This window comes from Thiofilum sp. (assembly GCF_016711335.1).
GTDB lineage: Bacteria > Pseudomonadota > Gammaproteobacteria > Thiotrichales > Thiotrichaceae > Thiofilum.
The window spans coordinates 3,148,794-3,165,465 of record NZ_JADJTF010000001.1 but is presented as its reverse complement, the minus strand read 5'-3'; the positions used below and the strand labels follow the sequence as shown (position 1 = coordinate 3,165,465).

Annotated in this window: 14 protein-coding genes; 8 read left to right on the top strand and 6 right to left on the bottom strand. The window is 44.8% G+C overall.

The window, feature by feature from the left end:
• Window positions 1-104: 104 nt before the first annotated feature.
• From IPL34_RS14955 to IPL34_RS14945, 3 genes are all read right to left on the bottom strand, one after another.
• Entirely contained in the window at window positions 105-3,248 is a 3,144-nt protein-coding gene (locus IPL34_RS14955) for a leucine-rich repeat domain-containing protein (RefSeq protein WP_296842249.1), read from the bottom strand.
• Window positions 3,249-3,353: 105 nt separating this feature from the next.
• The gene (locus IPL34_RS14950; RefSeq protein WP_296842248.1) at window positions 3,354-4,571 is read right to left on the bottom strand and encodes an exonuclease SbcCD subunit D C-terminal domain-containing protein; all 1,218 of its coding nucleotides are present in this window, start codon (window positions 4,569-4,571) and stop codon (window positions 3,354-3,356) included.
• Window positions 4,568-6,214: an acyl CoA:acetate/3-ketoacid CoA transferase gene (locus tag IPL34_RS14945; protein ID WP_296842247.1), complete on the bottom strand. Its 1,647-nt coding sequence runs from the start codon at window positions 6,212-6,214 to the stop codon at window positions 4,568-4,570. The genes IPL34_RS14950 and IPL34_RS14945 overlap by 4 nt, the downstream gene beginning before the upstream one ends.
• A 206-nt stretch (window positions 6,215-6,420) precedes the next feature.
• Here IPL34_RS14945 and IPL34_RS14940 point away from each other — a divergent pair, with 206 nt between their 5' ends.
• Window positions 6,421-7,140 (top strand): DUF6683 family protein, encoded by a 720-nt coding sequence (locus IPL34_RS14940; RefSeq protein WP_296842246.1) that lies wholly within the window; start codon window positions 6,421-6,423, stop codon window positions 7,138-7,140.
• Here IPL34_RS14940 and IPL34_RS14935 read toward each other — a convergent pair whose 3' ends face one another.
• From IPL34_RS14935 to IPL34_RS14925, 3 genes are read right to left on the bottom strand one after another with little or no spacing between them, the layout of a single operon-like run.
• Window positions 7,141-7,947 carry a UDP-2,3-diacylglucosamine diphosphatase gene (locus IPL34_RS14935; protein ID WP_296842245.1) on the bottom strand — a complete coding sequence of 269 codons (807 nt, stop codon included), beginning with the start codon at window positions 7,945-7,947 and terminating at the stop codon, window positions 7,141-7,143.
• On the bottom strand, window positions 7,944-8,633 hold the full coding sequence (locus tag IPL34_RS14930; RefSeq protein WP_296842244.1) for a class I SAM-dependent methyltransferase: 690 nt from the start codon (window positions 8,631-8,633) through the stop codon (window positions 7,944-7,946). Before IPL34_RS14930 ends, IPL34_RS14935 begins: the two co-directional genes overlap by 4 nt.
• Window positions 8,614-9,828: a DUF3419 family protein gene (locus tag IPL34_RS14925; RefSeq protein ID WP_296842243.1), complete on the bottom strand. Its 1,215-nt coding sequence runs from the start codon at window positions 9,826-9,828 to the stop codon at window positions 8,614-8,616. The genes IPL34_RS14930 and IPL34_RS14925 overlap by 20 nt, the downstream gene beginning before the upstream one ends.
• A 331-nt stretch (window positions 9,829-10,159) precedes the next feature.
• Between IPL34_RS14925 and IPL34_RS14920 the strand changes: the two genes are divergently transcribed.
• The 7 genes from IPL34_RS14920 to IPL34_RS14890 all read left to right on the top strand — a co-directional run bounded on the left by IPL34_RS14920 (window position 10,160) and on the right by IPL34_RS14890 (window position 16,575).
• Window positions 10,160-10,960 carry a GNAT family N-acyltransferase gene (locus IPL34_RS14920; protein ID WP_296842242.1) on the top strand — a complete coding sequence of 267 codons (801 nt, stop codon included), beginning with the start codon at window positions 10,160-10,162 and terminating at the stop codon, window positions 10,958-10,960.
• A 164-nt stretch (window positions 10,961-11,124) separates the two neighbouring features.
• Window positions 11,125-11,625 (top strand): TspO/MBR family protein, encoded by a 501-nt coding sequence (locus IPL34_RS14915; RefSeq protein ID WP_296842241.1) that lies wholly within the window; start codon window positions 11,125-11,127, stop codon window positions 11,623-11,625.
• A 50-nt stretch (window positions 11,626-11,675) separates the two neighbouring features.
• Window positions 11,676-12,053: a DUF2237 domain-containing protein gene (locus IPL34_RS14910; protein ID WP_296842240.1), complete on the top strand. Its 378-nt coding sequence runs from the start codon at window positions 11,676-11,678 to the stop codon at window positions 12,051-12,053.
• Between the two features lie 239 nt (window positions 12,054-12,292).
• Window positions 12,293-12,691, top strand: coding sequence for an Hsp20/alpha crystallin family protein (locus IPL34_RS14905; protein ID WP_296842239.1), 399 nt, complete (start codon window positions 12,293-12,295; stop codon window positions 12,689-12,691).
• Window positions 12,692-12,700: 9 nt separating this feature from the next.
• The gene (gene lon / locus IPL34_RS14900; protein WP_296842238.1) at window positions 12,701-15,103 is read left to right on the top strand and encodes an endopeptidase La; all 2,403 of its coding nucleotides are present in this window, start codon (window positions 12,701-12,703) and stop codon (window positions 15,101-15,103) included.
• Window positions 15,104-15,410: 307 nt separating this feature from the next.
• Window positions 15,411-15,899, top strand: coding sequence for an urease accessory protein UreE (gene ureE / locus IPL34_RS14895; protein WP_296842237.1), 489 nt, complete (start codon window positions 15,411-15,413; stop codon window positions 15,897-15,899).
• Window positions 15,889-16,575, top strand: a complete 687-nt coding sequence (locus IPL34_RS14890; RefSeq protein WP_296842236.1) for an urease accessory protein UreF — start codon at window positions 15,889-15,891, stop codon at window positions 16,573-16,575. The genes ureE and IPL34_RS14890 overlap by 11 nt, the downstream gene beginning before the upstream one ends.
• Window positions 16,576-16,672 lie beyond the last annotated feature (97 nt).

Below are 16,672 nucleotides of genomic sequence, written 5' to 3'. Positions count from 1 at the left end.
GATTTTGATTTCGATCAAAACTAAAAGCTAGGATAATGCAGTAGGTCATACACTGCAAGAGAGCGGTGTGGATTCTCATAGGTGAAGGTGCTTAGCGGCGCTAGTTAGGGTTTGTCTAGTAAGTTTTGAATGGCTAGGCGCAAACCTTTTTGTACATCTGCCCAAAATTTATCAGGACTAGACCAATCTTCAACAGGTTTGCCATCGGTAGGGAGGGCGGTGATATTCCCGATGTGGTAATCGCGCCAACCTTCGGTAGCACGAATAATGAGGGGTATGACAATGTTCTGTTCTTGTTCGTAGCGTTTTAGTGCAGCGACGATTTCTTTAGTAAAGCAGTAATCGGAAGCAATAAAGTCGGGGCTGACTAGGAGAATGACTATATCGGCTTGTTCGAGTTGTTTGAGGATCACGTCATGTACGGGAGAACCCGCAAGGAGTTTGCGATCATGCCAAAACTCGATAGGTAGGGTGCGCCCTAAGTTTTTAAGGCATTGTTCGGTTTTTTCTAAGAAAGGTTTTTCATCTTCATGCGAATAAGAAATAAAAATTTTGATTTTTTTGTCCATAGTTTTCTGCTCTGCTGCTTCGTGTGATGCTTCCAATTGAGGGAGTAATTGAGTTTTACCCTGTTGAGTTAAATACTCTTCATAGCGATTATGGGGGCTGATTTCTTGAATAAGATTGCGTAACTCTAGAAGTAGGGCGTTTAACTGTTGTCCCCGTAGTTTAAATAACACCTTGCCTTGATTAGAGAGCTTGGCATTGTCAATCACCGCTTCCATGAGTAATTGACCGTGTGGGGTGATGCAATGCGTGCCATGCAGCCAAGGGCTACTTTTATCTTGATAGTGTTCACCCAACTTTATGATGAGGCGCTCAATAATACTGCGATGTAGGAAAGGGTAATGGACAGTCAAAAGCCAATCATGTGCTTGATCATTGCCCCAAATAGTTTTGGCTGGGGTATTTTCGGGTAATAAGGCGGGAATAATAAATTCGTATTGGGTTAGGGGTTTACTATTCCAATAATCGTAGTTTTTAACATAGCCAATGTGACAGCTTTTCATAAATTGCAGATAAATCCCGCGTTCCTCTGCGCTAACCTCAGACCAGATATATTTCCAATAGGAAGGCTTAACCACACCGTGCATACTTTTGATGTGTTCTCGATGATCTGCATAGGGATCAAAGACTTTATACACTGCCTCTATTGCCCAGTTTTGATCGATAATGATTTGATCTTGAAACTTGCCTTTGCTGTAAAAGAGTATTCCGGTGTCGTGTAGGTATTGAACAAACCATGTCGCATCGCTCACCCCGTGTTTAATACCAAGCTGTTCAAAGTGGGCAAAGGGAATAGTTTTTTCAGGGCGTAGGCGCTCTAAGTCGTCTTGGACGGCAAGCCATGAGTTAGGGAGGTCTAGGCAGACTTTGTGTTCCAGAAGCTTAATAAGATCTGCTAGTGCCCCTTTTAAGGTAGAAAATCCAGAGTAATCTCTACAAGAGATTTGAACAACTTGAGTGATATGATCCGAGCCAATACAGTGGCAACTATCAAAAGGTTGTATAGGAAGCTTTTTGGGCTTGTCAATTTGATTTTTGACGAGAATCACGGGGCAATTTTCGCCTAAGTCATTAATCGATTCGAGCCAGTAGCTGATCGGGTGGCGGATTTCGTTTTCATGTTCTTCAGTATCTTCTGCCCAGAGTAGGAGGTAGACACAATCGCTGGATAGGAAGAGGCGGTGGGTGGCGTGATAGATTTCTTGTCCCCCAAAATCCCAGAGATTCAAGGTGACGGGCTGGTCTAAGCCCTCGACAGGTAGGTCAATGTTTTTAATGACAATGCCATGTGTGGAGGCAAAATGTTCACTTGGGGCTTTTTTATGTTCGAGGGCATAGGCAAGGGTACTTTTTCCGACTCGACCATTGCCGACTAATTGGACTTTGAGCTGTTGGACTCTAGTAGCGCCTTGGGCGAGGTCGTGCCAGTAGTGTTTGAGGGATTCGAGGCAATTGTCATTAATGCTAGAGCCAAAAATAGCAGGTGGAATATGTTTAATGGGGTTGCCGTACAAGCGTAAAGGTTCAAGCTGGTTGATCAATCCGAGGGTTTGAATAGGTTCTATAGAAGTGAGTTGATTGGAGCTACAGTCTAAGGATTGCAGTAGAGGGGTATGTACTAAGCCCTGCAAGGAGGTAAGTTGATTGAAGCTACAGACTAAGGATTGCAGTTGAGGGGTATGCTCTAAGCCCTGCAAGGAGGTGAGTTTATTATTGTAACAGTCTAAGGATTGCAGTAGAGGGGTATGTACTAAGCCCTGCAAGGACGTGAGTTGATTGTCGCGACAGTCTAAGGATTGCAGTAGAGGGGTATGTACTAAGCCCTGCAAGGACGTGAGCTGATTGGAGCTACAGTCTAAGGATTGCAGTTGAGGCAGTGGCACTAAGTCCTGCAAGGACGTGAGGTGATTACCACTACAGCCTAAGGATTGCAGTAGAGGGGTATGTACTAAGCCCTGCAAGGAGGTGAGTTGATTGGAGCCACAGCCTAAGGATTGCAGTTGAGGGGTATGCTCTAAGCCCTGCAAGGAGGTGAGTTTATTATTGTAACACTCTAAGGATTGCAGTAGAGGGGTATGTACTAAGCCCTGCAAGGAGGTGAGTTTATTATTGTAACAGTCTAAGGATTGCAGTAGAGGGGTATGTACTAAGCCCTGCAAGGAGGTAAGTTGATTGAAGCTACAGACTAAGGATTGCAGTTGAGGGGTATGCTCTAAGCCCTGCAAGGAGGTGAGTTGATTGTAGCGACAGTCTAAGGATTGCAGTAGAGGGGTATGTACTAAGCCCTGCAAGGAGGTGAGTTGATTGTAGCGACAGTCTAAGGATTGCAGTAGAGGGGTATGTACTAAGCCCTGCAAGGACGTGAGTTGATTGTAGCTACAGCCTAAGGATTGCAGTTGAGGGGTATATTGCAACCAGCCCAATTCAGTAAACTGATTACGGCTAATATCCAGCTTGGTAAGTAGCGTTAATTGAGCAATTTGAGTGGGAATAGAGCGTAAACTACCACGATTACCCCACTTTCCTGAAACATCTAACTCTTCTAGCCACGTCAGCTCAAACACTGCCTCTGGTATTTCAGCCAAACCTAATTTACGCAAATTCAACTTAGGTGAGCGCGTCCGTCGACACTCCTCAATTCGCTCTAACGCCATCTCTTCTGGGGTTTTATCCAATGCCATCACCACTTCACACCAACAGCAACCCCCGCATCTTAACCCAAAACCCTAGCCTTTAAACACTACCTCAACCTGAAAGCATAAGACAACTAAAGCCTAGAATCAGCCTCACTCCCCATGTTGCAACGTTGCTACTACCTCTTTATACATAAGTTGCAAATCCGCCCACTGCGGCTGTGGCACTTGATGCGCTTGCAAACAGCGTTCAAACACCTCAGAGGTATCCAAATCATCTAAACTCTCCCCCAATTGCAGCGGTTGCAACACTTGCTCACTAATACGAGTATTTTTAATGCGCAAAATCTCCACCAAACTCTCAGCGGTAATCACCTCTAATTGCTCACGCAAATCCCCTATAATGTCCTCACCCTCATAAATCACCTCCACCCAAACCGATTGCCTCAAAGCTATTAAATCCCGCAAACCTGCTTGCAATTGAGTCAGATCACCGCGTACTTGGGCTAGTGCTTGAAAAACAGGGACAGGTATTAAAGTCACTTGAGGCGCATCTGCCCCCCACTCAACCACGCACACACTTTTAGTCTGTCGAGCCTCACCAAACCCCATGGCTAGCGGTGAACCACTGTAGCGTCGTGTGTCATTGCCCCCGACTATTTGCGGCACATGCAAATGCCCTAGTGCCACATAATCAAAACAAGGCGGAAAAGCAGAGGCGGGAATATGCCCTAAAGACCCCACATATAACTCACGCACTCCATCACCCTCGGTGGTTTGTGCGCCACTGGTAAATAAATGTCCGGTGGCAATCATCGGTACAGGCTGAGCTAATTGCGCTTGAGTAGTGAGGGCTAGGTCGGCGAGTTGGGTATAATGCGTTTGAATGCCTTGGAGTAGTTTTAACTCTTTATCTTCTAGCGTTTCACCCGCCTCCGCATGGCGCAAATCTCGATCCCGCAAATAGGGCACGGCGCACACGATACACAGAGGGCTACCTTGTGCATCGGTGAGTGTGAGGAGTTCATCGCTTAACTGATGAGTGGCTGCACCGATTACATAAATATTCAAGCAGCGCAATAAAGCACTAGGTGCTGTTAAAAACGAGGGCGAATCATGATTGCCCGCCGTAATTACTACGTGCCGACAAGTAGTATTACCCACCGCACGCAAAAACGAGTAATACAATTCTTGCGCTTGATTACTAGGGGTGGTGGTATCAAACACATCACCCGCCACGATTAACACATCGATGCGCTCAGTACGAATAATCTCTACTAGCCACGTTAAAAATGCCGCAAATTCGCTATAACGCTTTTTACCGTAGAGTAAGCGCCCCAAATGCCAATCAGAAGTATGGAGTAGTTTCATAGTGCCACTAAATCCGCTTTTAAACCCATCGCTTGATCAGCAAAAATGCGTGCATCCATGTGCTTCAAATCAGGGGCAATAGCGGGTTTAAAATCCATTTGTGCCAATATATCACGCTCTAAATCTACTCCGGGGGCGATTTCGATCAGTTCAAGTCCAGTAGCACACAGGCGAAATACCGCCCGCTCGGTGATGTATAACACGGGACGTTTAGACGCAAAGGCGACTCGTCCACTAAAGGTACGATGCTCCACTGCTTTAACAAATTTACGGGTTTTACCTTCTTGCACAATTTGGAGTGCATTATGGGCAATAGCGAGTTCTAAAGCGCCTGCGGTAAAGGTTCCCACGAAAACCACTTTTTTAGCATTTTGTGAAATATTGATAAACCCCCCCGCGCCCGCTAGTTTCGCGCCAAACTTGCTCACATTGAGATTGCCTTCTTCATCCGCCTGTGCGAGTCCTAAAACCGCAATATCCAGTCCACCCCCATCGTAAAAATCAAATTGGTTAGGTTGATCTAAAATCGCTTGGGTATTAGTCGCTGCACCAAAATTTAAGCCTCCTGCTGGAATACCCCCAATCACGCCCGGTTCCGCTGTTAAGGTCATAAGATTAAAAATATCCTCTTCAGCCGCAACCGCTGCCACGCCTTCAGGCATACCAATGCCTAGATTAACCACTGCACCGACTTGCAACTCCATTGCGGCACGACGTGCAATAATTTTACGTTCATCCAAAGGAATCGGGGCAATGGCGGATACGGGCACACGTAACTCACCGGAAAAGGCAGGATTATACGGCTCTATAAAGGTTTGTTGTTGATATTCGGGCTTTTCTGCCACCACGATAGCATCGACTAATATTCCCGGAATTTTCACCAGTTTAGGGTTTAATGTACCGCGCTCAGCAACACGCTCTACCTGAGCAATCACAATACCACCACTATTATGCGCTGCCATTGCTACAGCTTGTGCTTCTAGGGTGAGCGCTTCTTTTTCCATGCTGATATTGCCATCTAGATCAGCCGTCGTACCGCGAATAAGGCCGACCTGAATCGGAAAACCTTTATAAAACAGATATTCCTCACCATCGATGTCGAGTAGGCGTACTAAATCTTGTTGGGTCAAAGTATTGAGCTTGCCACCGCCAAAGCGTGGATCAACAAAAGTGCCTAAGCCTACTCGCGTGAGCGTTCCGGGTTTACCCGCTGCAATGTCGCGGAATAAGTGACAAATGACCCCTTGCGGTAAATTCCACGCCTCAATTTGATTAGTAGTGGCTAGCTGACCTAGTTTAGGCGCTAAGCCCCAATGCCCACCAATCACACGTTTAACTAAACCTTGATGCCCAAAATGATTGAGTCCTCGGTGTTTACCATCCCCTTGTCCAGCGGCATAGACTAGAGTGAGATCTTTAGGATAGTGAGCGGGCGCGGGCAGGTCGGGATTAGTCAGGTGGTTTAAGTATTCTAGATACAGTTCTTCTACCGCTACGGCAATATTTTCCGCAAACCCTATGCCAATAAAGCCACTGGTCGCTACCGTATCCTGTGCCTGAATGAGACTCGCGGCTTGGCGGGCTGTGAGTAATTTTGAATGAGCATTAGGATATAAAGCCGTAAAACGTGCATGTTGTTTCATAGAAAATACTCAAACCGATAATCATAAAGCTTGAATTATAACGAGCTTAAGGCACTAAGCACTAATTGCACTGAGCTAAGATCAAAAAGCTCCCACCATTTATCGTTGAATTAGTCGCGTTTAGCCTATTAACCCCTTAGACTCTAAAGCTTATTAGCTAAGCCTCGCTACACTCAATACACCTTATTGGAGTTTGGAGCTATAGTATGAATAACAAAAAAATAGCCTTATCAATCAATTTATTAATAATTTTAAATCCAAATATAGTCAACTCTTACGCTAGCTATAATGCTAACACTTCTAAAATAGAACTAGCTTCGCTGGTGGTGTTGACCATGATGCAGCCTAGTGTGCCAGTACGAGAATCTAGTGAGCTTAGACCCGTGCCCGTCGTTGAGGCGGTTGATTATTTGAGTTTTAAACCCGATTTAGCTTTACGTAAGCAGTTTACACAACAGTTTGTGGAGCGCATTCAAGAGCAAAATCCGGTGGGCGCGGAGACACTAAGCTCTTTACAAGCACAGGGCGATATTATTGAGAGTATTCAAACCACGCTGAATGCTAAGGGTTTAACAGTCACTCATTTGGCAGATGCTTATGTGGTATGGTGGGTGAGTATGTGGCAAGCTGCTCAGGGTAAAACTACCGTATTAGAGCGCGAAACGGCGCAGGCGGTAAAAGAACAAGCGACTAAGGCACTATTAAATACCGGTGTGTTTAAAGATGCCAACGATAGCACTAAGCAAGAATTAGCCGAGACTTTATTACTGCAAGCTTTATTACTAGACGCAGCCTTAGAGCAAGTGAAATCTGATCCTTTGTTGCTAGAGCAACTGAGTGAGTCCGTAATCAATGAGGCTAAACAGTCAGGCTTAGAGCTAGATAAGATGCTATTGACCCCTAATGGGTTTGTGCCCACCTCGTAATCAATTAACCTTAGCAAGATTAGGTAGTGATAGGGATTCTATTTCTAGCTCGGAATATAATTCCTTCCACTCCACAATGCGCAAGCTACCATCCCATTCTTCCACCAACGCGGTAAAGCTTTCTACCCAGTCACCATCATTACAATACAGTACCTCATGAATCATCCGTGTCTCGGCATGATGGATATGCCCACAGATCACACCCTGTAAACCACGGCTGTGAGCCGCCTTAGCCACGGTTTCTTCAAAAGCTGAGATAAAGTTAACCGCAGATTTAGTCTTATGTTTGAGATATGCCGATACTGACCAATACGGATAGCCTAAGGCGCGACGCAGTTTGTTGTACACGGTATTAATGCGCAGTAAATGGGTATAAGCCCAATCACCTACCTTAGCTAGCCAGCGAGCAAACTGCATCACGCCATCAAATTGATCGCCATGCAAGACTAAAAACTGCCGTCCATCAGCGGTGGTATGAATCACCTCATCCTCAAAACGGATAGCACTGATTTGATGATGCAAAAATGAGCGTAAAAACTCATCGTGATTACCACTAATATAAATCACCTCGGTTTCACGTTGGGCGCGTTCAAAAATCAAATGCACAATTTGGTCGTGAAACCCATCCCAATACCAGCGCTTCTTGAGTGCCCAGCCATCGACAATATCGCCTACTAAATACAGTTGCTGGCTGGTATTGTGCTGCAAGAAATTAAGCAATAATTCGGCTTGACACCCTTTAGTGCCTAAATGCGTGTCTGAAATCCAAATGCTGCGGTATTTGCGGGCGCGTGGAGGTCTATTCATAGGCAAGTACTCCTAGGACTATAGTGAGCCAGAAGCGCATACCGTCCCCATAAATAACGCATCTGTAATTGACCCTGTGATTGTAAAGAGACAGTCTGTAAGTAATCGGGAACCTGTACATCAGGATGTACCTGAAACCACGCTAACCATTGCTTGAGTGCCGCTTGCATCCAACGTGGTAAAGCGCTTTGATCAGCGAAATCAACGAGGTGAAGCGTACCGCTAGGTTTTAATAAGGTTAGTGCGTGGTCAAAAGCTAAGCGCCATTCGGGTATCATTGATAATACGTAAGAAAACACAATATGATCAAAGGCTTGTTGCACACCTAGCTGCTCTAAAGTCAGTTCCTGTGCCAGACCTTGTTTAAAATGTATAGTCGAGGCTGATTGAGGTGTTAACCTACGTTGGGCTTGTTCGAGCATGAGCTGTGAAGCATCGACACCATATAAGGCATGCTGGGGATAACGCTCATGTAATTGGAATAAATTGCGCCCCGTACCGCAGCCTATTTCTAGTAAAGTGTCCTGCGGCTCTAAGCTAATTTCATTCAGCAGGGTATCGCGCCCCCATAAATAATATTTACGTGATCCATCATACACATAGCGCTGATAGCGATACTGCTTATCCATGCGCTCGGCAGCCGTTAACGCAGTTAAATTAGCGGAGTTAATGGGTGTGATAGACATGGAACCCACCATAAATCGCTGAACGATCTTGTTGGAACAGTTGTTGCGAAAGCTCTGCCTCGTACTCAATACGTGCTCTAAGCGCTGGTTTTAATGCCGTTTCTAGCGGCGATGCAGCGGCAGCGGTGCGGAAAATAATACGGCTTTGCGGTTTACCTACCCGTACTACTTCAGTCCATAATTCATTTAATACTTCATCACTCATCCAATCTTGGGCATCTAAAAACACAAAGCGGTCATAACTATTCGCTGGCTGTTGTTTTAAGAAAGTGATCATGGAGCCTAGGTGAGTATCCACCTTATCTAATTGTTGTTTAATGGTTTGATAATGTTCTGCTTTTAAATAATCAGGCAGAGCTTGGCGCTTAGCATGATCATAGCTATGACTGAAGGCTTGCCACGCAAAATAGTTGTCTTTAATCGGGAAATCACAAGCGAGGCGTTTGACACGGGTACGATATTGCTCGATTAAATTGCCCTCACGTTTCATAGCCTGATATTGTTGTGGCGGAATACCGAGGCTAAAAACCGACATAGGTAATTTACCCAAAAAACGTACTAAGCGATTATCAAAGAAAGGTGCAATATGTTGTTTAAAAATCGCTTCTTGTTCATACAGACTATGAGCGCTTAATAATTTAGTCGGTTGATAATTCGTGCGACGTGCGATCCAATGTAAAAAACGCATAAAATAACCAAAGCGAGTATGGCGATATAATCCCTCTTTAAATAAATGAATACGTCGCTGCCCTAATATATTGCGTCCTTGCCAGAATTGTTCAGTACTTTTATCTAAATGCGGGCGAATATGCAGTTCATATTGATCAATATTTTGTGCTGATTGAGCTTTACCAAAAAAGCGATAAAAGCTGGTGTGATCAGGTAAATGTTTAAAAGCGGCAATTTTTAAACGAGTTAGTTGTAAGTGATAGGGATTCAGATCAATAGCCGTAATATGAGCAGGCGATTCTATTAAATAATTCAATATATTACAGCCACCAGAGGCGATGGTGAGAATGCGGCTTTCAGCATTAAGCGCTAAGGCTTTTAAATCAACGGCGGGATCTTCCCAAATCTGATTGTAAATAAAACTATTAAACCAAAAGCTAAATAGACGTTGTTGTAGTCCCATTAGTGAAGTGGCTTGATCTTGATGCACCGCGTGTTGTAATGCAGTACTGGCAGAATCGCTCATATAAGGTAATGCTCTTTATTAGTTAATTGGTATAAAAAGCTAATAGTTTTATATGACGCCAAGATGACAATTAGTTGACGCTTAGATGAATTAAGTAGTCATTCAAAAGTTATCGAGCATTTCTTCCGCAGTCGCTGTGAATACATCCTTGTACGCTTCAAGGCGGCCTCCCTGCCGCCAAGACTGCTCCAGAAATACCCGATAATTTTCACTCAAGTATTTATCAATCTATTCATATTTAATGAGTCTGTAAACAAAGTGTCACTGCATTGTCACAGAGCCTTTTTAAGCTAATTCGTATAACGATTAAGGCTTTAAGGAGTTATTTATAATGACCATTTCTGCCCATACTACTCCGAATCGACGCGCTATTATTCCGGCACTGCAAGTACAATTAGCTAGCACAGCAGAGCAAGTATTAGCCTCGCAACGGCTGCGCTATAACATTTTTGCGCTAGAGCAAGGAGCGCGTTTGGCATCAGGTCATGAGGGCATTGATCAGGATGAGTATGATGCTTTTTGTGAGCATATTATTGTGAGTGTGGTAGAAACAGGTGAGGTCGTCGGCTCCACTAGAATTTTAACGCACGGTGCTGCGCAACAAGCGGATGGATTTTATTCTGAAACAGAATTTGATTTAGGGCAGTTATTACCGCATTTAAGTGCGCGGACTATTGAAATTGGACGCACTTGTATTCATCCACATTTTAGAAATGGGGCTGGGATTGGTATGCTCTGGTCAGGGTTAGCCCAGTTTATGATTCAACACCAAGTCGAGTATTTATTTGGGTGTGCCAGTGTCAGTTTGGCGGATCAGGGTGCACAAGCCCTAGCTATTATGCAGGAAGCTCGCAGTACTCATTTATCCCCAGACACGATGCGCGTGACACCACGTTTACCTTTAACCTCTAGCGTGACTGCGGTACAAGCACATATGCCCCCTTTGCTTAAAGCGTATTTAAAATTAGGTGCGTGGGTGGCAGGAGAGCCTTGTATTGACCCCGACTTTAATGTGGCCGATTTGTTTATTCTCTTAGACATGCGCAATCTTAATACCCGTTACCATCAGCATTTTATGCAATCCAGTGTAGGTTCCCCACGTACCAAGGCGGGTTTGTTACAGGCAGCTTGAGAGTGGCATTATTCCATTATACTGATTACTAACCACTCGCTTCTTTCTAGTTCGTTCAATACATAAAGTCTAAGGCGCAGGGATGCGCCGTTTTTTTAAGGGTAAATAGTCAAGTCGCTTAGCTTACACTATGGTTATAGGAGCAACTCACTAAGGATTAGTTTATGAGTGTCTATACGATCCCACAGCAGTTAATAGGCTTAATCGTTTGGCTAGTGATTACTTTTATTGCCGCCGTTTTGGGTGCTCAAGCCTCGATTAATGCTCCTGAATTCTATCAAAGCTTACAATTACCGAGTTGGGCGCCACCCGCATCCGTCTTTGGTCCAGTCTGGACAGTGCTTTATCTACTTATGGCACTAGCCGCATGGTGGGTATGGCGGGCGCAAGGCTTTTTGGCGGCTCGTGAAGCCTTAAGTGTGTATCTGATTCAATTGGTTTTTAATGCCTTATGGAGTTGGGCATTTTTCCAATGGCATAATGGAGCGCTAGCGTTTGGGATTATTATAGTGTTGTGGTTACTTGTGGCTGCTACTATCAACCTATTTTGGCGCATTAAGCCTCTATCAGGGGCATTGTTATTACCTTATTTGGCATGGATTAGTTTCGCCGCTGTATTAAATTGGACAGTATGGCGCATGAATCCGGCTTTATTAGGGCAATAAATAGCAGCGCATCTCAACCAATCTAAGTTAACTCTAATGAGGGATGATTGATGGCTCAACCATTAGAATTCAATGTACTAGGTACTGAACTAGAACTATGCAGTACTCAGCCAATGACAGGATTTTATCGGACTGGTAGTTGTTCAACGGATGCCTATGATCGCGGTTCGCATACGATTTGTGTGCGGGTGACTCAAGCCTTTTTAGACTATAGTCTGAGTCAAGGTAATGATTTGATTACGCCTCGCCCTGAGTTTAACTTTCCGGGCTTAAAAGAGGGTGATCAGTGGTGTGTGTGCGCGATGCGTTGGCAAGAAGCGTTGGATGAAGGAGTTGCGCCGCGTGTGTTGTTACGGGCAACTCATCAAGCAGCCTTGAAAATAGTCTCCTTAGAAGACCTTAAACGCTTAGCGGTCGATTTAAATTAGGTGGCTACTGACTATCTGTGATAGTATGAATTAGTTACTCTCTCATTCTCTCTGTTAGCTTAAGTCAAGCATTGCTGTTTTCTCTTTAGCTAATCTTGACTATTTTGCTCTTGAATTTCTGTTTGTTGCCCATATCTAGTGCATAAGTATTCGATAATTAGTGCGTGACTACCAAAGGTTGTGCGTTAGTTATCTCAATATTAGACATTGATCTTAGCTATTGTTATGGGATTAAGAAAATGCCATCACGTCATATTAATCACATGTGGGTTGAGGCGTGTGAATTGCTTTCTCAGGCGGAACGATTACAACAACAATTTTTTCGCCCCTCCCCTGTGGCCCGACAACCGACTTGGGAACCACCGATTGATTTGTTTGAAACCGCTGAGAGTATTTACTTAACGGTTGCCTTACCCGGTGTTGATCCCGAACGTATGGAAGTTTATTTGAGTAATGGTGTGATCGTAGTGAATGGGATTCGCCCCCTACCACGCTTTGCTCAAGCAGCCCATATTCACCGTATGGAATTACCCTACGGTCATTTTGAACGTCGCATTCCGCTACCTGCCGGACAGTATGAGTTAAACTCTCATCGCCTTCAGCATGGCTGTTTGCAACTCAAGTTACATAAATTGTGAGGTTACGCTATGACTGAATCGAATGTTCGCGCAGCGCAAGGGTATGAATCTACCGCCTCAAACTTGCCTGACGATCTATTAATTGTCCTTCCTACTCGGAATATGGTGTTATTTCCGGGCGTAGTAGCGCCCATCACCTTAAACCGTGAAACCAGTATTAGTACGGCTCAAGAAGCTATCCGCCAAGGTAAACGGCTAGGCTTAGTATTACAACGCTATCCAGAACAAGATAATCCCAGTATTGATGATCTCTATTCGATAGGGATTCAAGTCAATATTTTGCGCTATGTCACTACCAAAGACGGTAGCCATCATTTAGTGGTACAAGGGGAAGAACGTTTTAAGGTATTGGATTATGTGATTCAGGGGGGTGCTTATTTAGGTGCAAAAGTACAAGCACTGCCCGACCCCGATAATCATGATCCTGAAATTGAAGCCAGAATGCGCCATCTACAACAAATGGCACTAGAAGTCGCAGAGCTATTACCCCAGCTACCTAGTGAAGTGACTCAAACGCTACAAAACATTAAAGATGCAGGGGCGCTAGCGGATTTAATTGCTAATTTTATGGATATGACCCCAGAGGCTAAACAAGCACTATTGGAGGTTACGGATTTAGAAGCGCGTTTAGATAAAGTCTCCGAGCTATTAACACACCAATTAGAAGTATTGAAGCTCACCCATGAAATAGACAAAAAAGCGCGTGCTTCAATGGATGAGCGCCAACGTGAGTATATGTTGCGTGAACAGCTTAAGACCATTCGTAAGCAACTAGGTGAAGATGATAGTAATAGTGCTGAACTAGAAGAGTTACGCTCGCGCTTAGAAGAAGCACAATTACCCGATGAAGCCTATGAACAGGCTAAAAAGGAGTTGCGCCGTCTAGAGCAAATGCAGGATTCATCGAGTGAGTACTCTATGATTCGTACTTACTTAGAATGGTTGGCTGAAGTGCCTTGGAGCCAGTTAGATACTGAGAATATTAATATTACTAAAGCGAGACAGATTCTCGATGATGAGCATTTTGGCTTAGAAAAGGTCAAGCAGCGCATTATTGAATATTTAGCGGTGCGTAAACTCAATCCACAAGGGCGTAGTCCCATTCTATGCTTTGTTGGTCCCCCTGGTGTAGGTAAAACCTCAATGGGGCAAAGTATCGCCCATGCGATGGGGCTGGAGTTTGTGCGTGCAAGCTTAGGTGGAGTGCATGATGAGGCGGAAATTCGCGGGCATCGGCGTACTTATCTAGGCGCATTGCCCGGCAATATTATCCAAGCTCTGCGCAAAGCAGGCACACGCAATCCAGTCTTTATGCTGGATGAGATTGATAAATTAGGCGGCGGTGGTTTTCACGGTGATCCTTCAGCCGCTTTGCTAGAAGTGCTTGACCCTGAGCAAAATAGCACCTTCCGAGATAACTATTTAGCCTTGTCGTTTGATTTAAGCAATGTCGTATTTATTGCAACTGCTAATGTGCTAGATGCGATTCCGACTCCATTGCGTGATCGGATGGAGGTGATTGAGCTACCGGGCTATACCGAGGAAGAAAAGGTTGAAATTGCCAAGCGTTATCTGATCAAGCGCCAATTAGCCAACAATGGTTTATTGGTAGAGCAGGTAGTGATGACTGAAGCAGCCCTACGGAGCATTATTAGTGATTATACCCGTGAAGCGGGAGTGCGTAATCTCGACCGTAAGATTGGAGCGGTATTGCGGCGTGTGGCGGTACAAGTCGCAGAAGGGGCAAGTACTCCGATTCGGATTGATGTTGAGCAAGTACTCAATATTTTGGGCGCTCAGCGTTTTGAAAGTGAAGTGGCGATGCGTACCAGTATTCCGGGAGTAGCTACGGGGCTGGCATGGACTCCGGTGGGTGGCGATATTCTCTTCATTGAAACTACTAAAATGCCCGGTCATGGTAAATTGATTATTACGGGGCAATTAGGCGAGGTGATGAAAGAGAGTGCTCAGGCTGCTTTAAGTTTGGTGAAATCTAGAGCCAATAGTCTAGGGATTGATCCTAAGCTATTTGACGAACATGATATTCACCTCCACGTCCCTGCTGGGGCGATTCCCAAGGATGGACCTAGTGCTGGAGTAGCGATGTTTACCTCGCTAGTCTCGCTGCTCACAGGGCGCTGTGTGCGTAGCGATGTAGCCATGACAGGTGAAATCAGTTTACGCGGCTTGGTACTACCGATTGGGGGCGTGAAAGAGAAATGCTTGGCGGCGTTACGAGCAGGGATTCATACCGTGTTACTGCCCGCACGTAATCGCAAAGATATAGAAGATGTACCCGAAAACGCCCGTAATCAATTGAACTTCATCTTTATGGAGCGGGTAGAGGATGCAATGAATGCTGCCTTAGAGGTGAATGCATCGATGGTAGCGGCTTATCAATCTGCCGCGTAGTAGAGCGCTTGACTGAGTATTGAAGATAAGTCTCTTAGTACTGTTTTAAAGCACCTCCATTAGTTTTGCACTAAAGAGATGCTTTTTATTTAGCGCTAAGAAATGAGTAAATATCTAGCTAGCTCAAAGTCATCGTGCGTTTCTGGAGCAGTCTTGGCGGCATGGATGCCGCCTCGAAGCGTACACGGACGTATTGATAGCGTCTGCGTAAGACACGCATGATTACGTTGGCTCAAGTACTTACAAGCACTATTTTTTGGCATAAAAGCTGCTAACTAGCCTTATTGGTGCTTAAACAGGTTATTCCATGCTCAAATTGATCACTAAATTACTCACTCCACCGCCAGCGATTTTACTGACCCTAACGCTACCCTATGAAAAGCGCATTATTACCCGTCAACGCGTTGCCTTAGATCAAGGGCAAGATGCAGGCTTGTTTTTAGAGCGTGGCATGAGTCTCAAACACGGCGATTATCTACAGGCTGAAACGGGTGAGGTGGTACAAGTACTCGCTGCTTTGGAAAGCGTTTCAACGGTGCATTGCGAAGACGCGCTTTTATTAGCACGGGTGAGTTATCACCTAGGCAATCGTCATGTACCTTTAGAGATTAGTGTGGGACGAGTGCGTTATCTGCATGACCACGTATTAGATGATATGGTGCGGGGTTTGGGTTTAACAGTGCTGACTGAGCAGGCGAGTTTTGAACCCGAAGCGGGGGCTTATGCAGCAGGTGGGCATAGTCATGCTCATCACGAATACTCACATCCTTATATTAGCTTTCATCATGGACATTGAAACCTCCTCTGATATAGCTTTGCTGCGTTTGATGCACCTAGTCAGTCCCTCGTTACCGATTGGGTCTTTTACCTATTCACAAGGGATTGAATGGGCTGTTGAGCAGGGTTGGGTTAAGACCGTTACGGATTTAAAAGCATGGTTGCTTAATCAACTACAAAGTGGTTTGACCTATGTTGATTTTCCACTATTAAAACGTTTATATGCTGCTGCGCACACTCAGGATAAACAGGCGCTAGAGTATTGGGTTGAGATGCTATTAGCCAATCGTGAAACCTATGAGTTGATGCTGGAGGAAATGAATCGGGGTAGGGCGCTGGCTGATTTGTTGATAGCTTTAGACGTGCCCTATGCTAAGGAGTGGAAACCGATTTTAGCCCAAAGTCAGGCGGCTGGTTTTGCACTAGCTGCGGTGCATTGGCAGATTGCGCTAGATAAAGCGCTCTATGGCTATGGTTGGAGTTGGCTAGAAAATTTAGTGTTATCAGCCGTTAAAATTATTCCTTTAGGACAAACTCAAGGGCAAGCCTGTTTACATCAGCTTATTCCAACGTTATTACCGGCTATTCAGCAAGGTTTACAAGTGACCGATGATGAAATCGGGGGCGCTAATATTGCATTAGCGTTAGCCAGTAGTCGACACGAAACTCAATATACCCGCCTATTTCGCTCTTAGTGATTAGTTAAAGTTAAGTATCGTGTTAACTATTTACCTTGTGGGTAGAATGAGTGCTTGAACGCTTTACCTTTAGCCCTGTTGTTTTATAGTAGTT

What these genes read in the sequence shown, in the direction of transcription:
- IPL34_RS14910 (WP_296842240.1), top strand. Translation starts at nt 11,676, where the DNA reads ATGGCTCAACCATTAGAATTCAATGTACTAGGTACTGAACTAGAACTA.
- IPL34_RS14925 (WP_296842243.1), bottom strand. Translation starts at nt 9,828, where the DNA reads ATGAGCGATTCTGCCAGTACTGCATTACAACACGCGGTGCATCAAGAT.
- IPL34_RS14945 (WP_296842247.1), bottom strand. Translation starts at nt 6,214, where the DNA reads ATGAAACAACATGCACGTTTTACGGCTTTATATCCTAATGCTCATTCA.
- IPL34_RS14955 (WP_296842249.1), bottom strand. Translation starts at nt 3,248, where the DNA reads ATGGCATTGGATAAAACCCCAGAAGAGATGGCGTTAGAGCGAATTGAG.
- IPL34_RS14930 (WP_296842244.1), bottom strand. Translation starts at nt 8,633, where the DNA reads ATGTCTATCACACCCATTAACTCCGCTAATTTAACTGCGTTAACGGCT.
- IPL34_RS14935 (WP_296842245.1), bottom strand. Translation starts at nt 7,947, where the DNA reads ATGAATAGACCTCCACGCGCCCGCAAATACCGCAGCATTTGGATTTCA.
- IPL34_RS14920 (WP_296842242.1), top strand. Translation starts at nt 10,160, where the DNA reads ATGACCATTTCTGCCCATACTACTCCGAATCGACGCGCTATTATTCCG.
- ureE (WP_296842237.1), top strand. Translation starts at nt 15,411, where the DNA reads ATGCTCAAATTGATCACTAAATTACTCACTCCACCGCCAGCGATTTTA.
- IPL34_RS14915 (WP_296842241.1), top strand. Translation starts at nt 11,125, where the DNA reads ATGAGTGTCTATACGATCCCACAGCAGTTAATAGGCTTAATCGTTTGG.
- IPL34_RS14940 (WP_296842246.1), top strand. Translation starts at nt 6,421, where the DNA reads ATGAATAACAAAAAAATAGCCTTATCAATCAATTTATTAATAATTTTA.
- IPL34_RS14950 (WP_296842248.1), bottom strand. Translation starts at nt 4,571, where the DNA reads ATGAAACTACTCCATACTTCTGATTGGCATTTGGGGCGCTTACTCTAC.
- IPL34_RS14890 (WP_296842236.1), top strand. Translation starts at nt 15,889, where the DNA reads ATGGACATTGAAACCTCCTCTGATATAGCTTTGCTGCGTTTGATGCAC.
- IPL34_RS14905 (WP_296842239.1), top strand. Translation starts at nt 12,293, where the DNA reads ATGCCATCACGTCATATTAATCACATGTGGGTTGAGGCGTGTGAATTG.
- lon (WP_296842238.1), top strand. Translation starts at nt 12,701, where the DNA reads ATGACTGAATCGAATGTTCGCGCAGCGCAAGGGTATGAATCTACCGCC.